Origin of the sequence: Haloarcula sp. CBA1127 (genome assembly GCF_001485575.1) — an archaeon.
Classification (GTDB): domain Archaea; phylum Halobacteriota; class Halobacteria; order Halobacteriales; family Haloarculaceae; genus Haloarcula.
Genome location: NZ_BCNB01000006.1, coordinates 1 through 14,934 on the forward strand (window position 1 = coordinate 1; position 14,934 = coordinate 14,934).

General features: G+C 61.5%; 18 protein-coding genes. 10 read left to right on the top strand and 8 right to left on the bottom strand.

All coding sequences use genetic code 11. From position 1 onward, the window contains the following. Positions 1 to 77 precede the first annotated feature (77 nt). From AV059_RS04595 to AV059_RS04605, 3 genes are all read left to right on the top strand, one after another. Positions 78 to 758 carry a nucleotide exchange factor GrpE gene (locus tag AV059_RS04595; RefSeq protein ID WP_058992560.1) on the top strand — a complete coding sequence of 227 codons (681 nt, stop codon included), beginning with the start codon at positions 78 to 80 and terminating at the stop codon, positions 756 to 758. 165 nt (positions 759 to 923) lie between these two features. Further along, the gene (gene dnaK / locus AV059_RS04600; protein ID WP_058992562.1) at positions 924 to 2,837 is read left to right on the top strand and encodes a molecular chaperone DnaK; all 1,914 of its coding nucleotides are present in this window, start codon (positions 924 to 926) and stop codon (positions 2,835 to 2,837) included. Positions 2,838 to 3,284: 447 nt separating this feature from the next. Further along, positions 3,285 to 3,602 (top strand): hypothetical protein, encoded by a 318-nt coding sequence (locus AV059_RS04605; protein ID WP_058992564.1) that lies wholly within the window; start codon positions 3,285 to 3,287, stop codon positions 3,600 to 3,602. A gap of 36 nt (positions 3,603 to 3,638) precedes the next feature. Here the strand turns inward: AV059_RS04605 and AV059_RS04610 are convergent, their stop codons facing one another. Continuing rightward, positions 3,639 to 4,448, bottom strand: coding sequence for a TrmB family transcriptional regulator (locus AV059_RS04610; protein ID WP_058992566.1), 810 nt, complete (start codon positions 4,446 to 4,448; stop codon positions 3,639 to 3,641). A gap of 628 nt (positions 4,449 to 5,076) precedes the next feature. On the opposite strand from AV059_RS04610, the gene AV059_RS04615 reads away from it, so the two are divergent. Beyond that, a complete protein-coding gene (locus AV059_RS04615; protein WP_058992568.1) occupies positions 5,077 to 5,385 on the top strand; it encodes a HalOD1 output domain-containing protein in 309 nt (102 codons plus the stop codon). A gap of 86 nt (positions 5,386 to 5,471) precedes the next feature. Here AV059_RS04615 and AV059_RS04620 read toward each other — a convergent pair whose 3' ends face one another. Continuing rightward, a complete protein-coding gene (locus tag AV059_RS04620) occupies positions 5,472 to 5,990 on the bottom strand; it encodes a hypothetical protein (protein WP_058992570.1) in 519 nt (172 codons plus the stop codon). Between the two features lie 111 nt (positions 5,991 to 6,101). On the opposite strand from AV059_RS04620, the gene dnaJ reads away from it, so the two are divergent. Continuing rightward, entirely contained in the window at positions 6,102 to 7,256 is a 1,155-nt protein-coding gene (gene dnaJ, locus AV059_RS04625; RefSeq protein WP_058992572.1) for a molecular chaperone DnaJ, read from the top strand. On the opposite strand, the gene AV059_RS04630 is transcribed toward dnaJ, so the two are convergent. Beyond that, on the bottom strand, positions 7,257 to 7,562 hold the full coding sequence (locus tag AV059_RS04630; protein WP_058992575.1) for a MazG nucleotide pyrophosphohydrolase domain-containing protein: 306 nt from the start codon (positions 7,560 to 7,562) through the stop codon (positions 7,257 to 7,259). A 78-nt stretch (positions 7,563 to 7,640) separates the two neighbouring features. Between AV059_RS04630 and AV059_RS04635 the strand changes: the two genes are divergently transcribed. Together AV059_RS04635 and AV059_RS04640 are read left to right on the top strand one after the other, a co-directional pair. After that, positions 7,641 to 8,390: a hypothetical protein gene (locus AV059_RS04635; RefSeq protein ID WP_058992577.1), complete on the top strand. Its 750-nt coding sequence runs from the start codon at positions 7,641 to 7,643 to the stop codon at positions 8,388 to 8,390. 149 nt (positions 8,391 to 8,539) lie between these two features. Further along, on the top strand, positions 8,540 to 8,731 hold the full coding sequence (locus AV059_RS04640; protein ID WP_058992579.1) for a hypothetical protein: 192 nt from the start codon (positions 8,540 to 8,542) through the stop codon (positions 8,729 to 8,731). Between the two features lie 211 nt (positions 8,732 to 8,942). Here AV059_RS04640 and AV059_RS04645 read toward each other — a convergent pair whose 3' ends face one another. Beyond that, the gene (locus AV059_RS04645; RefSeq protein ID WP_058992580.1) at positions 8,943 to 9,692 is read right to left on the bottom strand and encodes a hypothetical protein; all 750 of its coding nucleotides are present in this window, start codon (positions 9,690 to 9,692) and stop codon (positions 8,943 to 8,945) included. A gap of 128 nt (positions 9,693 to 9,820) precedes the next feature. Here AV059_RS04645 and AV059_RS04650 point away from each other — a divergent pair, with 128 nt between their 5' ends. Further along, on the top strand, positions 9,821 to 10,486 hold the full coding sequence (locus tag AV059_RS04650; RefSeq protein ID WP_058992582.1) for a halocyanin domain-containing protein: 666 nt from the start codon (positions 9,821 to 9,823) through the stop codon (positions 10,484 to 10,486). Between the two features lie 15 nt (positions 10,487 to 10,501). On the opposite strand, the gene AV059_RS04655 is transcribed toward AV059_RS04650, so the two are convergent. Next, on the bottom strand, positions 10,502 to 11,032 hold the full coding sequence (locus AV059_RS04655; RefSeq protein ID WP_058997448.1) for a type II toxin-antitoxin system RatA family toxin: 531 nt from the start codon (positions 11,030 to 11,032) through the stop codon (positions 10,502 to 10,504). A gap of 142 nt (positions 11,033 to 11,174) precedes the next feature. Here AV059_RS04655 and AV059_RS04660 point away from each other — a divergent pair, with 142 nt between their 5' ends. Then, positions 11,175 to 11,450 carry a helix-turn-helix domain-containing protein gene (locus AV059_RS04660; RefSeq protein ID WP_058992584.1) on the top strand — a complete coding sequence of 92 codons (276 nt, stop codon included), beginning with the start codon at positions 11,175 to 11,177 and terminating at the stop codon, positions 11,448 to 11,450. A 101-nt stretch (positions 11,451 to 11,551) separates the two neighbouring features. Continuing rightward, on the top strand, positions 11,552 to 12,625 hold the full coding sequence (locus tag AV059_RS04665; protein ID WP_058992586.1) for a tubulin/FtsZ family protein: 1,074 nt from the start codon (positions 11,552 to 11,554) through the stop codon (positions 12,623 to 12,625). Positions 12,626 to 12,672: 47 nt separating this feature from the next. On the opposite strand, the gene AV059_RS04670 is transcribed toward AV059_RS04665, so the two are convergent. From AV059_RS04670 to AV059_RS04675, 3 genes are all read right to left on the bottom strand, one after another. After that, the gene (locus AV059_RS04670) at positions 12,673 to 14,016 is read right to left on the bottom strand and encodes an alkaline phosphatase family protein (protein WP_058992588.1); all 1,344 of its coding nucleotides are present in this window, start codon (positions 14,014 to 14,016) and stop codon (positions 12,673 to 12,675) included. Between the two features lie 87 nt (positions 14,017 to 14,103). Further along, entirely contained in the window at positions 14,104 to 14,229 is a 126-nt protein-coding gene (locus AV059_RS22930; RefSeq protein ID WP_005535999.1) for a hypothetical protein, read from the bottom strand. 131 nt (positions 14,230 to 14,360) lie between these two features. Beyond that, entirely contained in the window at positions 14,361 to 14,894 is a 534-nt protein-coding gene (locus AV059_RS04675; protein ID WP_004593839.1) for an inorganic diphosphatase, read from the bottom strand. Positions 14,895 to 14,934 lie beyond the last annotated feature (40 nt).

The window sequence follows — 14,934 nt, forward strand, 5'->3', positions numbered from 1 at the left end:
GATGCCGGCTTCGGTTGGTAGTGTCACCGCCACACCGTTTCTGAATCCTTTTATCCACGTGACGACTTCTATCGGGTATGACCGAGCAGGACGCAGCCGACGACACGGCCGCGACGGAGGAGTCGACCGCGAGCGAGGCGCAAGCGGACGGCGACGCGGATTTCGAAGACGCCCCCGAGGACGTCACCACGGACGAGGTTGACCTGGGCGAGTTCGACGTTGACGACGATCTGGTCGACCGGGTCACTGAATCGGACCCTGAAGACATCGCTCGGGAACTCTCCGCGCTGCGGACGCGCGTAGACAGTCTCGAATCGCAGGTCGAACAGCAGGACGATGACATCGAGGAGCTAGAGGAGAAGCTCAAGCGCAAGCAAGCGGAGTTCCAGAACTACAAGAAGCGGATGGACAAGCGCCGCGAACAGGAACAGAAGCGTGCCACCGAGGACCTCGTGACGCGCCTGTTCGACGTCCGGGACAATCTGGAGCGTGCGCTTGAACAGGACGAGGACTCCGATATCAGAGGTGGGGTCGAGTCCACGCTTCGCCAGCTAGACGACGTCCTCGATGCCGAGAACGTCGAAGTCATCGACCCCGACCCCGGTGGAGACGTCGACCCGACACAGCATCAGGTGCTCGCCCGCGTCGACAGCGACCAGCCGGACGGGGCAATCGCCGATGTCCACCGGCCGGGCTACGAGATGGCCGACAAAGTGCTGCGCGAGGCACAGGTCACCGTCAGCGAGAGCGAGGAGTAGCGGGCAACTCTGACGGTATAGCGGTCGTATTGCGGTACATTAAATAATCACCGGTCAGGGAAGTCCACCGAGTATAAAACCGCCCGGAGGAGGGCCCTTTGGCCGCTTTTCCAATCAGTACATCTAGCAACTTTTAACCGGCCCAATCCGCTATGAGCGGGTAAGATGGCGAGCAACAAGATTCTGGGTATCGACCTTGGGACCACGAACAGCGCGTTCGCGGTCATGGAAGGTGGCGACCCTGAAATCATTGTCAACGGCGAAGGCGAGCGGACGACACCCTCTGTCGTTGCGTTCGACGACGGTGAGCGGCTTGTCGGGAAACCGGCGAAGAATCAGGCGGTAAAGAACCCCGACGAGACCATCCAGTCGATCAAGCGCCATATGGGCGAAGACGACTACTCGGTCGAACTGGACGGGGAGGAGTACACACCCGAGCAGGTCTCGGCGATGATCCTCCAGAAGATCAAACACGACGCTGAGGAGTACCTCGGCGACGAGATTGAGAAGGCCGTTATTACGGTCCCGGCGTACTTCAACGACCGACAGCGCCAGGCGACCAAGGACGCCGGCGAGATTGCCGGTTTCGAGGTCGAACGAATCGTCAACGAGCCGACGGCGGCCGCGATGGCCTACGGGCTCGATGATGAATCCGACCAGACCGTCCTCGTGTACGACCTCGGGGGCGGCACCTTCGATGTCTCCATCCTCGACCTCGGTGGGGGCGTCTACGAAGTTGTCGCAACCAACGGGGACAACGACCTCGGTGGCGACGACTGGGACCACGCCATCATCGACTACCTCGCTGACGAGTTCGAGGCCGAACACGGCATCGACCTCCGCGACGACCGGCAGGCGCTCCAGCGCCTGACCGAGGCTGCCGAGGAAGCCAAGATCGAGCTTTCCTCGCGCAAGGAGACCCGAATCAACCTCCCGTTCATCGCGACCACCGACGACGGTCCGCTGGACCTCGAACAAAAGATCACGCGCGCGAAGTTCGAGTCCCTCACAGAGGATCTCATCGAGCGCACCGTCGGCCCGACGGAACAGGCGCTTGCCGACGCGGACTACACCAAAAGCGACATCGACGAGGTCATCCTCGTCGGTGGCTCGACGCGGATGCCGCAGGTGCAGGACCAGGTCGAAGAGATGACCGGGCAGGAACCAAAAAAGAACGTCAACCCCGACGAAGCCGTCGCGCTGGGCGCGGCCATTCAGGCTGGCGTCCTTTCGGGCGATGTAGACGACATCGTCCTGCTTGACGTGACGCCGCTGTCGCTGGGTGTTGAGGTCAAGGGCGGCCTGTTCGAGCGACTCATCGACAAGAACACCACCATTCCGACCGAGGAATCGAAGATCTTCACGACCGCGCAGGACAACCAGACGCAGGTCCAGATCCGCGTCTTCCAGGGCGAGCGTGAAATCGCCGAGGAGAACGAACTGCTCGGCGCGTTCGCGCTTTCGGGCATCCCACCGGCCCCCGCAGGCACGCCCCAGATCGAGGTGTCGTTCAACATCGACGAGAACGGCATCGTCAACGTCGAAGCCGAGGATAAGGGCTCGGGCAACAAGGAGGACATCACCATCGAAGGCGGTGCTGGCCTCTCCGACGACCAGATCGAGGAGATGCAACAGGAGGCCGAACAGCACGCCGAAGAAGACGAGCAGCGCCGCGAGCGCATCGAAGCCCGCAACGAGGCCGAGGCCTCCGTCCGCCGCGCCGAGACGCTCCTCGACGAAAACGAGGAAGAAATCGACGAAGACCTCCAGTCTGACATCGACGCGAAGATCGAAGACGTCGAGGAAGTTCTCGAAGACGAGGACGCCACGAAAGAGGACTACGAAGAGGTCACCGAAACTCTGAGCGAGGAACTGCAGGAGATCGGCAAGCAGATGTATCAGGATCAGGCCCAGCAGGCCGCAGGCGGCGCCGCGGGCGCTGGTCCGGGCGGCGCAGCCGGGGCCGGCCCCGGCGGTGCTGCCGGTCCAGGCGGCGCAGCGGGCGGCGCAGCCGAGCAGGGCGAGGAGTACGTCGACGCCGACTTCGAAGACGTCGAGGAAAGCGACGAAGACGAGTGAAACGAGTTCGAGGAGCTTTCCTCGGCTTGATAGACGAGCGTTAGCGAGTCTATCGGTGTCTTGGGAAGCGAACGAAGTGAGCTTCTCAAGTTTGACGAAGACGAATAACGCGAGTCACGTCACTTCCGTCGGTACAACGGCAGCGAAAGCCGACCTGCGGGCAGGCCATCTCCGGACTATGACTGGCTGACTCGGTGATGCCGGTCCGGTGTCAGCACTGCAAGACGGCCAAGGCAGCGGCAGCGCCTGCGCACCACGCTACTGATTACCATCATTTTCAGGCGACAGTAGGCAGCGGTGGGTGCATTGCTCTGCCGCTGTGCTCGCAACAGCGGTCCGTCACTGGATAGATCTGTCTCAGTCAGGTTACCCTGATAATCAAAACAGTATAAGATAATGAAAATAATGCATATATATATATCAGATAGTCAAGCGTGTAGTCAGACAATGAGCGATCAGAAACAGGTCAGGCCACAGCGTCTGAGCGCACAGCTGGACGCGGTGAGACACGCGGACCGTCGGCAGATACTGTTCGCGTTACGCGACACGGAGCGGTGGCAGCCATCCGCCTCGGATTTCGATAGTGACGGATCACTCATCGGGGCACCGGCCATTCCGGCAGCACTCTATCATCAGCATCTCCCGATGTTGGCAGAGATGGGGCTCATCGAATGGGACCGGGAGACCCACTGGGTAACACGCGGCCCGGAGTACCAGCGGCTTCGACCGCTACTTGCGTTCCTCTCCGAGTATCACGACGAGTGAGAACAGTGGGTGGTGACAGCCCGTGCGTATGACCCGCTAATCCTGTTCTAGCGGGGTCATTTCTACGACGCCCTGCGAGAGGAGGCGGCGCGCGATGACGATGAGTCCGTTTCTGAGTCCGGTCGCGAAGATGGCCTGTTCATCGCCAGTCTGTGGGTCGATTGAGCTGACGAGCATCGCTGACCGGTCGACAAGCAGGAGCCGCCCGACGGCTGCGTCCTCCTGCGGTATCATCTCACCGCGGAGCCAGTCAAGTTCCGACAGGAACGCGGTAGCGCGTGGGATTTCCCGTTCCACACGATCCCGTATCGAAGTGGACCCGGTTCCGACGATGAGGTCGATGCCCGAGTCAAGCGAATTGAGTTGCTCGATCAGCGGATCAGTGAGGACCGCTTCGGAGCCGATGACGAGGACCACTTCATCGGTCGTGTTCCCGATGATTGCCGCGGCACGGTTCTCGATAGCATCGGAGTCGGAAAGCGACCAGACCTCCTGTAGCTCGGCCTCGTCATCATCGGATTCGATGCTCCCCATTTCGTGCAGTGCGGACTGGAGGCGTTCGACACGCTCCTCGTACTGCGCACGGAGCGTTTCGGTAGCCTCGGAAAGCGGGACCGCCCGAAACTGCTGGGGGCTCGAATGCTGGACCTCGACCAGCCCCTTCGCTTCGAGAATCCGGACGGCGTCGTAGACGCGCGTTCTCGGGACTTCAGTTACCTCGCTCAATCCTTTGGCCGTACCGCTGGACATCCGAGAAAGTCCCACAAAACACTTCGCCTCGTACTCTTTCAAGCCCAACTCCTGCAGTAAACTTACCGCTTCTTCGTGTGTTGCATCAGATGTCATGTGTCCCAACCTTCATCTCGGTGGAAGCCGAGGATATGTAGAAAGATGATGCCCACAGGTAAAAGACGTTGTTACTGTCACAGTGTCGGCTCTCATCCAAGTTAGCGCTGCTCAGTGCGGGCTCGGAGCGTATTGCGACAGTCCGGACTCCAGCTGTCGCAAGTGTTGGTACATGGTCGGTCGCTTCGGTGCATAGCCTTGTTTACTCAGTTAATCACACAACTGTTATACATCGGTCCGGAGTAGAGTTAGTTGGCACGCAGCATCTTATGTGTCCCAACCACATCTGCTGCGTGCCACTTTCACGAAAACTGCCCATACAGGCTTCAACTAGTACGTCTGGAGTGAAACGCCGCCGGGAATAATTGTAGCAGATACACGACAGCGGTTGTTTCACTGCCCGTACTTCGCCTGCAGTGCTACTTCTTGGCGGAAACAGTCTGGATTAAAATACACGTTTAACAGACAGCTACTATATCAACTTACAGTCACAAAAGATGGGCTATATCCGGTGATAAAAACTCGTTACCGTGGTTTACTCGGCAATTAGATAGTCCTTTCATACATCATTATTCCGAGTGATAAATTGACAGTAGAATTAATATGTTTGATTAACACATCTCTAGTAATGAGTGGGTCCGACAGGCGGCCCGACCGGACATCTGATGACCCGGACACGCTCCACGCGGAGTTCGACTGGAGCACAGTCTCACCATCAGTGGCAATCGTACAAACGGTCGCAATCGCAGCTGATCAAGAGGCCATAGAGCTATCACCCCTCATCGAGACGCTCGATCCGGACGCGCTTGACCAGCTATTCAGCCATTCGTCAGAGTCGGACAGCGCCGTCTCGCTCTCGTTTCAGTTGGGTGACTACAGAGTGACTGTGACCGGAACCGGAGACGTGTATGTCCACACCGGACCCGTTCATCCGTGACTATACGCGAAGCAAGAGCACCGACACAAACGGCCGTGGACGCTTCCCGGAGGCGCTCTAGTAAACCCACTGTAACGGGTAGACAGTCAGCCAGTCTTGTTACCGAGCGTTACGGTATCGAGCGTCGTGGTCCGCTCGCCCGGCGCACCGAGTGGGCGGCCGGTCCAGCGAACCGCAATGGTATCGCCGCTGTCGAGGAAGAAGCCGACGGAGACGTCGCCGTCGAGGTAGTTACCGTCACCGTCAGAATCCACGCGTGGGTCGTCAAGAACGATTGTATCGTCAGATTCGACAGGCAGCTGGTCCGCCTCGGCCCACGTCAGTGTGGTCGAGCGGTTTCGGTCGGCGTCGGTGACGACGAGCGCCAGCGCGTGCGTGCTGGTGTCCGTGAGTCTGTCCCCGCCGGCGTGGGTAAGCGTGACCGTCCCTGTCTCAGCGTCGAACTGGCCGTCGATGGTGACCGACGGCGACGCCGTCCGAAGGTCCGCGCCGGGGCCGACGACGAGTGCGACCAGCCCGACGACGGCCAGTGCCGCGAGTCCCCAGACTGCGACTCGCTCGACCGTGACGAGACCCCGGTGACCACGCGACGACTCAGGACTCATTGCCCGAATCCTCCCCCGGCACGAAAATAAGCGCCCCGGTACGGGTCGAACACGACTAGTCGGCAACCCGTTCTTTTGAAGTAGCTCAATCGTCTAAGCCTCGTACAACGAATGAGTCAGGATTTCTACGAGATACTGGGTGTCTCTCGAGACGCCTCCGAAGACGAAATCAAGGAGGCCTATCGGGAGAAAGCCCGGGAATATCACCCGGACGTGAGCGACGACCCCGACGCCGAAGAGAAGTTCAAGCAGGCCAAGAAGGCCAAAGAGGTCCTCACCGACGAGGAGAAGCGCCAGATGTACGACCAGATGGGCCACGAGCGCTTCGAGCAGGCCGAAAAGCGCGGCGGCGCTGGCGGTGGCGGCGGCCGCGGCGGCATGGGCGGGGACCCGTTCGGCGGCGGCGCCGGCGGCTTCGATATGCAGGATATCTTCGACCAGTTCTTCGGTGGCGGCGGCCGCGGTGGGCGCGGCGGCAGCCGACGGCGACAGGGCCAGGACCTCCAGACGCGACTGGAAATCAACCTCGAAGAGGCCTACAACGGCGCGACGAAGCAACTGAACGTCACCCGGCCGGAGGCCTGCGACGACTGTGACGGGGCCGGGCATCCGCCGGGGGCCGACTCGGAGACCTGCCCGGAGTGTAACGGGCAGGGCCAGACGACACAGGTCCAGCAGACGCCGATGGGCCGGGTCCAGCAAACGACGACCTGCCGCCGATGTGACGGCGAGGGGACGCTGTACGACGAAACATGTTCGACCTGTCGGGGCAACGGCGTCGTCCAGAACGACGCGAGCCTCGAAGTCGAGATCCCGGCCGGCATCGCCAACGGGCAGACGCTCCGGATGGAACGCGAGGGCGCGCCCGGCGAGAACGGCGGCCCGAACGGCGACCTGCTCATCGAGGTGAGCGTCCGCGACCATCCGGACTTCGAGCGCGACGGCGACGACCTGCAACACCAGCAGGCCATCTCGTTCCCGCAGGCCGTCTTTGGCGACACCATCACCGTCCCGACGCTGGACGGCGAGGTCGAGGTCGACGTGCCAAGCGGTACCCAGAGCGGCGAGGTGTTCCGCTTAGAGGGGAAGGGAATGCCCCGACTCCGCCGACGCGGCAAGGGTGATCTCTACGTTCAGGTACAGGTCGTCACGCCCGACAGCCTCAACGCCGAACAGAAAGAGGCTCTCGAACAGTTCGCGGAGGCCGGCGGCGAGGAAGTCGACGTCGAGGAAGGCTTCTTCGAGAAACTGAAGAACTCGCTGTAATCAGTCGCCACTCGCCGGCGTCCCGCTTGTGCCTGATCGTCCCTCGTATTTCGCCAGTGCCGTTGAGAGTGCAGCATCAGCGTCGACATCGAGTTCTTCACACAGCGCGAGCAGTGCGAACAAGGCGTCGCCGAGTTCGTCCTCCGGTATCGATAGCGCCGTCGAGTCGGTGCCGTAGCCGGTCGTTTCATTGACCTGTGCCGCGATGTTGCCGAGTTCAGACACCACATCGAGCAATTGGTAGGCGGGCGGCGTGTCGATGTCGCTGTGTCTGAGTACGTCGGCAACCTGTTGTTGTCGTTTCATTTCTAGAGCGTGGGGATAGCCACCTACATCGGCTTTGTGGCCGCGCTGTTTTTCATCGGTGGGGCCGAACGACGACGTATGCAGGTACTCGGTGACCTTGTCGCGCAGGCCCGCGACCGCGACGGCGTTCTCTTTCGTTCGCCCGAGCGGTCGACGCCGTACAGTTACTCCGATTTCGCCACAAACGCCTGGAAAGGCGGGAATCTGCTGCGACATTACGGCGTCCGACACGGAACGCGGGTCGCCGTCGTCGTCGGTCCCAAAGAGCCGACCGACGAGGACCGACCGGGCTACCTCCGGGACGCCCCGGACGCACTGCTTGCCTTCCTCGCGGCGGCGCTCGACGGCGCAGTCGTGGATATGGACCCGCCGAATGCGGTCGACGCGACGGCGCTCGTCGCGCCAGCGGCGTGGCTCGACCGCTACACGCAGGGACCGGGAACGAAGGGGCTGGCCTACGGTGGCCCGGTCGATGACCCCACCATCGCCCAGTTCGAGCGGGAACTGTGGAGCGAGAACCCGCTCCAGCCGCCGGGCGAAGTTTCGCCCGAGGACGACGTGCTGGCAGCGGACAGAACATACACGCACGGCGAACTCATGGCTGAGAGCGGCCGTGTCGTCGCCGATTACGATATCGACACGGAGACGACCGTCGCGCTCCGGGCACCGATGACAACTGCGGGCGCGGTCGTCGCCGGCCTGCTTGCACCGATGCGGACCGGTGCGACGGTCGTGTTCGGCGGCGACGAGGCTGCGGATATCGCTGTTGCTGACGGGGATGTTCTCGAAGAAACTGTCGTTCGGCCGGAAGATGCGACGCCGTCGTAGCGACCGGATAGACATCTGTCATCGATGTGCGTGGCGGGTACGCAGTAGTCGCCGTGTTGGTGCGGATGCAAAGCGGAATCGCTGGTCAGTCAGCTGATGGACGCTGTTGCTTTCTTAAAGAATTTATTTGTCCGGCTACAAAGAAAAGTATGGATTTTGACTTCAAGACCGCGGTAGCCCCACTCGTTGTAATTGTCGCCGTCGCGACGGTGGCATTCATATCTATGAATATAATGGGTCGCTCGATAGTGTTCATGATGGTGCTGCCATCGATGATCGCGTTCTCCGTCGTTGCGTTCTTCTTCGGGATGAAACACGGCGAGTTCCGCACCAGTCCGTAACAATCTCTCGGTCACACGGTCTGCATGTTCACGGAACCACTACGCTAAATTACTCTTATTTCAAGTCCACTTGGTTACCGGCACGGCTGTATGTCGGCTGGTTCGGCTGTGTGTGAGGTCATTCTGTCAAACGACAAATTGACCGTGTTCGTGAGTCCCCCGTCGGATTCAGGATAGGTCTGTCGCCGGAGCCGGAGTCGTCGAATTGCGGTTACTCTGTCGGGCGGACGAAGTCCGCAAGTGTCACCAGCACACCGAGCACCCACCCCAGCGGGATGGAGACGCCGAGCCAGATAATAACGTAGGCGATGCCTTCCCGGTCGAAGTTCTCGATGAAGAACTCCGCAACACCGACAGCGGCCAGCACCTCGTAGAGAAACCACCGGGACAGCGAGTCGCTCGCGGGAATGACGACCGAGGCGACCGTCGTCGAGTACAGCGCTGCGACGACCGGCGGCAGGAAGATGGCCGTCATGGCGAACGGATACGCTAGCGCGACCGTTGTTCCACGGCCGCCGACCCGCCGGAACGTGACAGCCAGTGCGGCCGACAGCGTCGCAACGCCGCCGGCGACAGCGACGGCGGTGAACCCACCCGACACGAGGTCGATACTCCCCGGTTCAAGTCGAGCGAGCGCCGCCAAGCCACCCCAGACGACCAAGGAGAGGAGAACGACGCCGACCACGCCCAGACGGGTCGCCGTGCCGTCGATGCGACGGGTCTGGTACCGCAGGACGACGCCACACAGGACCAGCGGATACACCAGCGCGATGACTGGGACCCCGAGCGCAGACCAGAGGCGATAGAGGGCCAACCCGACCGAGGAGTCCGGTGTCCACGTCCCGAGGACGGTGTCGTTAGCGTTTCGCTGACGTGGATACACGAGTTCCATCCACGTTTCGTGTAATCTATTGAGGTCGATACGGACCCCGCCGACGACCCCCTGGCTTCCGGTAGACATACCGGTGGTTTCGTCCTACCGGCGTTAAATGTTTCACGGCAGCCGTGGCTGTTGTGATATCGCTGTGAAGAGTACTGCCCCGATCCGAAACCGACATATTCAGGACGGGGAGTCACAAACAGTCAGGTATGACAGACGGTAGAGCGGACGTGTCCCGTCGGGGCTTCCTGCGGACAGCGGCAGGGGCCACGGCTGCGTCGGCCGCAGCAGGCACCGCGACCGCACAGGAAGGCACCGAAGGCGGCGACGGCGGGGGAGGCGGTGGGCCGCCGGATTTCGGCGGTTTCCTGGACCAGGTAGGGAACTTCGACGGCTCGGTCGCCGATGCGACCGGACAGGACACGGCGACGGTAGAGGTCGGCGTGCAGGCAAACGGCGGGGCGTTCGGCTTCGGCCCACCCGCGATCCACGTTGACAACGGTGCAACGGTCCAGTTCGAGTGGACGGGCAACGGTGGCGGCCACAACGTCGTCTCGGACGGTGAGGGTCCGCTTGACTCCGGGAGCGCCGTCTCTAGCGCCGGCGTCAACTACGAGCACACCTTCGAGGAGGACGGCATCTACCCCTACGTCTGCGTGCCACACGAAAGCCTCGGGATGAAGGGGGCTGTCGTCGTCGGGTCGGACTACCCGACGAAATCCTCTGGTGGCGGCGGTGGCGAGAGCGCCGGCCCGCCGGAAGTGCCAAACAGCGCGAAAACGCTCGGCGTCGCAACCTCGTTCGTGATGGTCGCGACACTCGGACTTGCATACTTCTTCATCCGGTACGGCGGCGACTACGAGACGCCCGAGTAACGCTCCGTCACCGCGTTACACCGAATCCGGACCGGCGTGAATTCTCAGATCAACGTCACGTTCCTGCCCTTCGAGATCCTCGACGACACGTTCGACGATTTTGGTCGCCTCCTTGCGGATGAGCGGTTTGACTTTCTCGATAACCCAGTCCATCGAAACGAGTCGGGGGAGGTCGACGGCACTGTCTGAGGCCGACCCGGGGTCGAACGCGACGTGAAACCGCACTCGTGACGCCGCCTCCACGTCCGCCGGGACGCCGTCCGGGTCAGGCTCGACCGCCCAGTACCCTTCGGCGTCGATGTCTTTGACGATCTGCCAGTCGATGCGCGTCGGCGGCGAAACGTCAGTTACCTCCGACCGAGCGGTGTAGGAGAGCTTCCACCACGAGAATACGAGGTCGTAGTTCGTCCCCGGTGAGCCGTCGCCGTCCTGTACCACGCGGTCGAGATATTCGGAATATCGCGCGTAGCCCGGAAAGTCCAGCAGAAACTCGTACACCTCTTCGGGTGGGACGTACACGACCGTGCTGACCTCGACTTCGTCCACGTCTGTGACACCGGATGTACCGAAGGTAAACTTTCGGGCATCGAACCCCGACTGTGGCCGCGTTTTTTGCCGAAACATTTCCACAGAGCATAATAATGAACAGAAAATATTATCACCCTGTATTGGATATAGTGGAAGTACCATGAGTGCATCCGATATCCAGTCCGCTGATACCGACAGCGAGCACGAGGGGAGTGGATGGGAAGCCGTCCGCGATCTCCCGCCAAGCGCGAAACTCGTTGCGAAAGTCTTAGAGTACAACGAGACCCTGACCCAGAGCCAGCTCGCCGAGGAGACGCTGCTGCCACCGCGGACAGTCCGGTACGCCCTCTCCCGCCTCGAAGATGTCGGCGTCATCGACTCCCGGTTCTCGTTCGCCGACGCGCGCAAACGGATCTACACACTCCGGGTTGAGTAGCCGCACCCTTCATTCCGCGCCTAGAGCTGTTTTACCTCTCCTTGTCGCCCGTTGACAGTGTGAGGACAACGTTGATTAGTCAGCCTCACAAGACATCTGGTATGAAAGTCGTCCTGATTGGTGTCGGGCAGGCTGGCGGGAAAGTAACCCAGTCGCTTGCCCAGTTCGATTACGACATGGGGTTCGACGCTGTCCGGGGGGCCCTCGCCGTTAATACGGCGCGAGCCGACCTCCAGAATCTCGATATCGACACGGCCCTCATCGGACAGGACCGCGTGAAAGGTCACGGCGTCGGCGGTGACAACGAGCTCGGGGCGCAGGTTATGCAGGAGAACGCCACCGAGGTGCTCGACGAACTCGACGGTCGGATCACGACCGAAGCCGAGGCCATCGTCGTCGTCGCCGGACTCGGCGGCGGCACCGGCTCCGGCGGCGCACCGATGCTCGCCCGTGAACTCAAGCGCATCTACGAGAAGCCGGTGTACGTCCTCGGCATTCTCCCCGGCCGGGATGAAGGCGGCCTCTACCAGGCCAACGCCGGTCGCTCACTCAAGACCGCTGCCCGCGAGGCGGACTCCCTCCTGCTCGTCGACAACGACGCCTGGCGGGGCAGCGGTGACAGCGTCGCCGCCGGTTTCGAACGCGTAAACGACGCCATCTCCCAGCGGGTCGGTCTGCTGTTTGCCTCCGGCGAGGCTGTCGAGGGAGTCGGTGAGAGCGTCGTCGACTCCTCGGAGATCATCAACACGCTCAGAGGCGGCGGCATCGCCTCTATCGGCTACGCCAGCGCCGAGGCCAGCGAGGACGCCGGCGAGAACGTCAACACTATCACTAGCGTCACCCGGAAAGCCCTCCTTACGAGCATGAGCCTGCCCAACGCGGTCAAGGCCGACTCGGCCCTCCTCGTCGTCGCGGGTGACCCCGAACGCCTCTCGCGGAAGGGCGTCGAACGAGCGCGCCGCTGGGTGGAAGACCAGACCGGGAGCATGGAAGTCCGGGGCGGGGACTTCCCGCTTGGCTCCGACAAAATCGCGTCGCTCATCGTTCTTTCGGGCGTCGAACGGTCCGAACGGGTCGACGCGTTCATGAAGCGCGCCCGCGAGGCGGCCGACTCCCAAGGCGGGACGACCGATCCGGACGAGTTCACAAACGACAAACTGGACGGGCTGTTCTAAACGGTTTTCGGCGCAGATTCCGGAATCGCTCGACTGGGACGGCAGCCTCAGGCGAGACTGCTACCGTCGAACTTCGCGCGGTCGAAGTCGTGGTCGAGCAGGTCGAGAACGGTCGGCGCGATATCGTAGAGGTCGGCGTCTTCGATGCGAACGTCCGGATCGTCGACTAGGAGCGTCGCGTTGTCGAAGCTGTGCATACCGTTTCGCGGCCCGACGCCGAACACGTCCTCGGAGCCCTTGAATCCGGCCTTCAGGTCGAAGCCGTGGTTCGGAACAACAGTGAGGTCCGGCGCGATGTCGGCGTGGTCGCCGCGGAAGGCGTCTTCCTTGGTCACGACACGGTCGGCGACCTTCTTGCCGTCCGGGCCTTCCAGCGATTCGAGTTTCTCCTTGAGGTCCCCACGGACGGACTCGTACTCGGATTCGGGAACGCTGCCGTTCGGCTCCCGGCCCTCTAAGTTGATGTAGAACCGTCCGGGAATGAGCGAATAGGCCTTCGTGTCCTCGCTGATATCGCCGAGTTCGGAGTGGTCGTCGGTCGCGTAGTCGAGCCACCCCTCCTGCTGGAGCCACTCGTTGAAGTGGACCTCGTAGTCGAGAGAGGTGAAGCCGTGGTCCGAGGCGACGACCATCGTCACGTCGTCGGGCAGTCGGTCGCGCAGGTCGCCGAGATAGGCGTCGACCTGCTTGTAGAACTCGAAGAACGCCTCCTGGTTCTCGCCGTCGCGCTCGTAGTCCTTGAACAGGAAGTGGTTGACCCGGTCAGTGGTCATGAACACGCCGAAAAACAGGTCCCAGTCGTCCTGCTCGACGTAGTGTTTGAACGCTTCGTAGCGTTTTTCGAGCGTCTTGTGGGCGTCCTCGACGAAATCGCTCTTGTCGTCGTCGTGGCCGAGTTTGGCGTTGACGTCGATCCGGTAGTCGCTGTCCTGAAGGTGGTCCCGGAGTTCGTCCGGGTAGGCGGCCTTGTCCACGCCCGGTGAGAGAAAGCCCGACACCATCCGCTGGACGTTCCGCTGTGGCGGGAAGGTGACCGGCACATTCAGAACCGTGGCATTGCGGCCATCGTCGGTGACGCGGTCCCAGAGGCGCGTCGCCTGCACGTCACGTCCCATCGGGACGTAGGTATCGTATGACCCGACCTCGCGGTCCTGGAAACCATAGACGCCCGTTTGTCCGGGGTTAACACCGGTCGTCAGCGCCGGCCAGCAGGCGCTAGACTCGGGGGGGACGATGCTGTCGATGGGGCCGGCGCTTCCGTCCGACGCCATCTCCGTTAGGTTCGGGAACACGTCAGGGTGCTCGTCGATGAGGCTAAACGGTACGCCGTCAATACCGAAGAAGGCAACACGCGGTGCGTCGTCGCCCTTCAATCGGTCGAATAATCCCATACGACCCGTTAGTCAGGTCAGGAACAAGAAACTTCTTTTCGGCGCCGCGTCACCGAAAGCGGCAAAATAATCGACACAGCCCAGCGGTCAGGACGACTGGTCCGCGTTCTCCGGAACCACAGTTAGATGTGCGATTCCGGGTGTCGACCGTCGTTCGGCTCGCGGAACGACAGTCGTGTGGTCAAGCGCCGCGTCGGTGTCATCAGTAGCCATACGCGTACAGATAGCAGTTACACGGACAAAAGATTACCCATGCTCATACATAATCGGAGACACCTGCCGGTATTACTTCTGGAAATACACCGCCAACGGAACAAAAACCGCAAAAGGTGGTCCCGGACGCGTCAGTTGAACTCTTCGTCGTAGAGTTCCTGCGCGTGGACGATAGCGTCCTTTGCGGCTTCTTTGTCTTCCCAGCCCAGCGTCTCGACTTCTTTGCCCTCTTCGAGGTTCTTGTAAGTCGAGAAGAACTCGTCAATCTCGTCGAGGGTCTGCTGTGGGATGTCGTCGAGGTCTTCGATGTGGTCATAGCGCGGGTCCTCAATCGGGACTGCGATGACCTTGTCGTCCTGCTCGCCGTCGTCGTCCATCTTCATCAGGGCGACGGGGCGGGCCTCAATGACACAGCCGGGGAACGTCTGGTCTTCGACGAGGACGAGCACGTCGAACGGGTCCTCGTCGTCGTAGTACGACTGCGGAATGAAGCCGTAGTCGGACGGGTAGTGAACGTTCGAGTGAAGGACACGGTCGAGGACGACACCGGGGATGTCCTTCTCGTACTCGTACTTGTTACGCTCGCCTTTCAGGCACTCAACAACGGCGTAGATTTCTTCGGGGGGGTTCGGTCCGGTTTCGAGGTCTTCCCAGAGGTTCGTCATCACCGGCGACTGCGCGACGCCGTCAAAAAGTCCTTTCGTA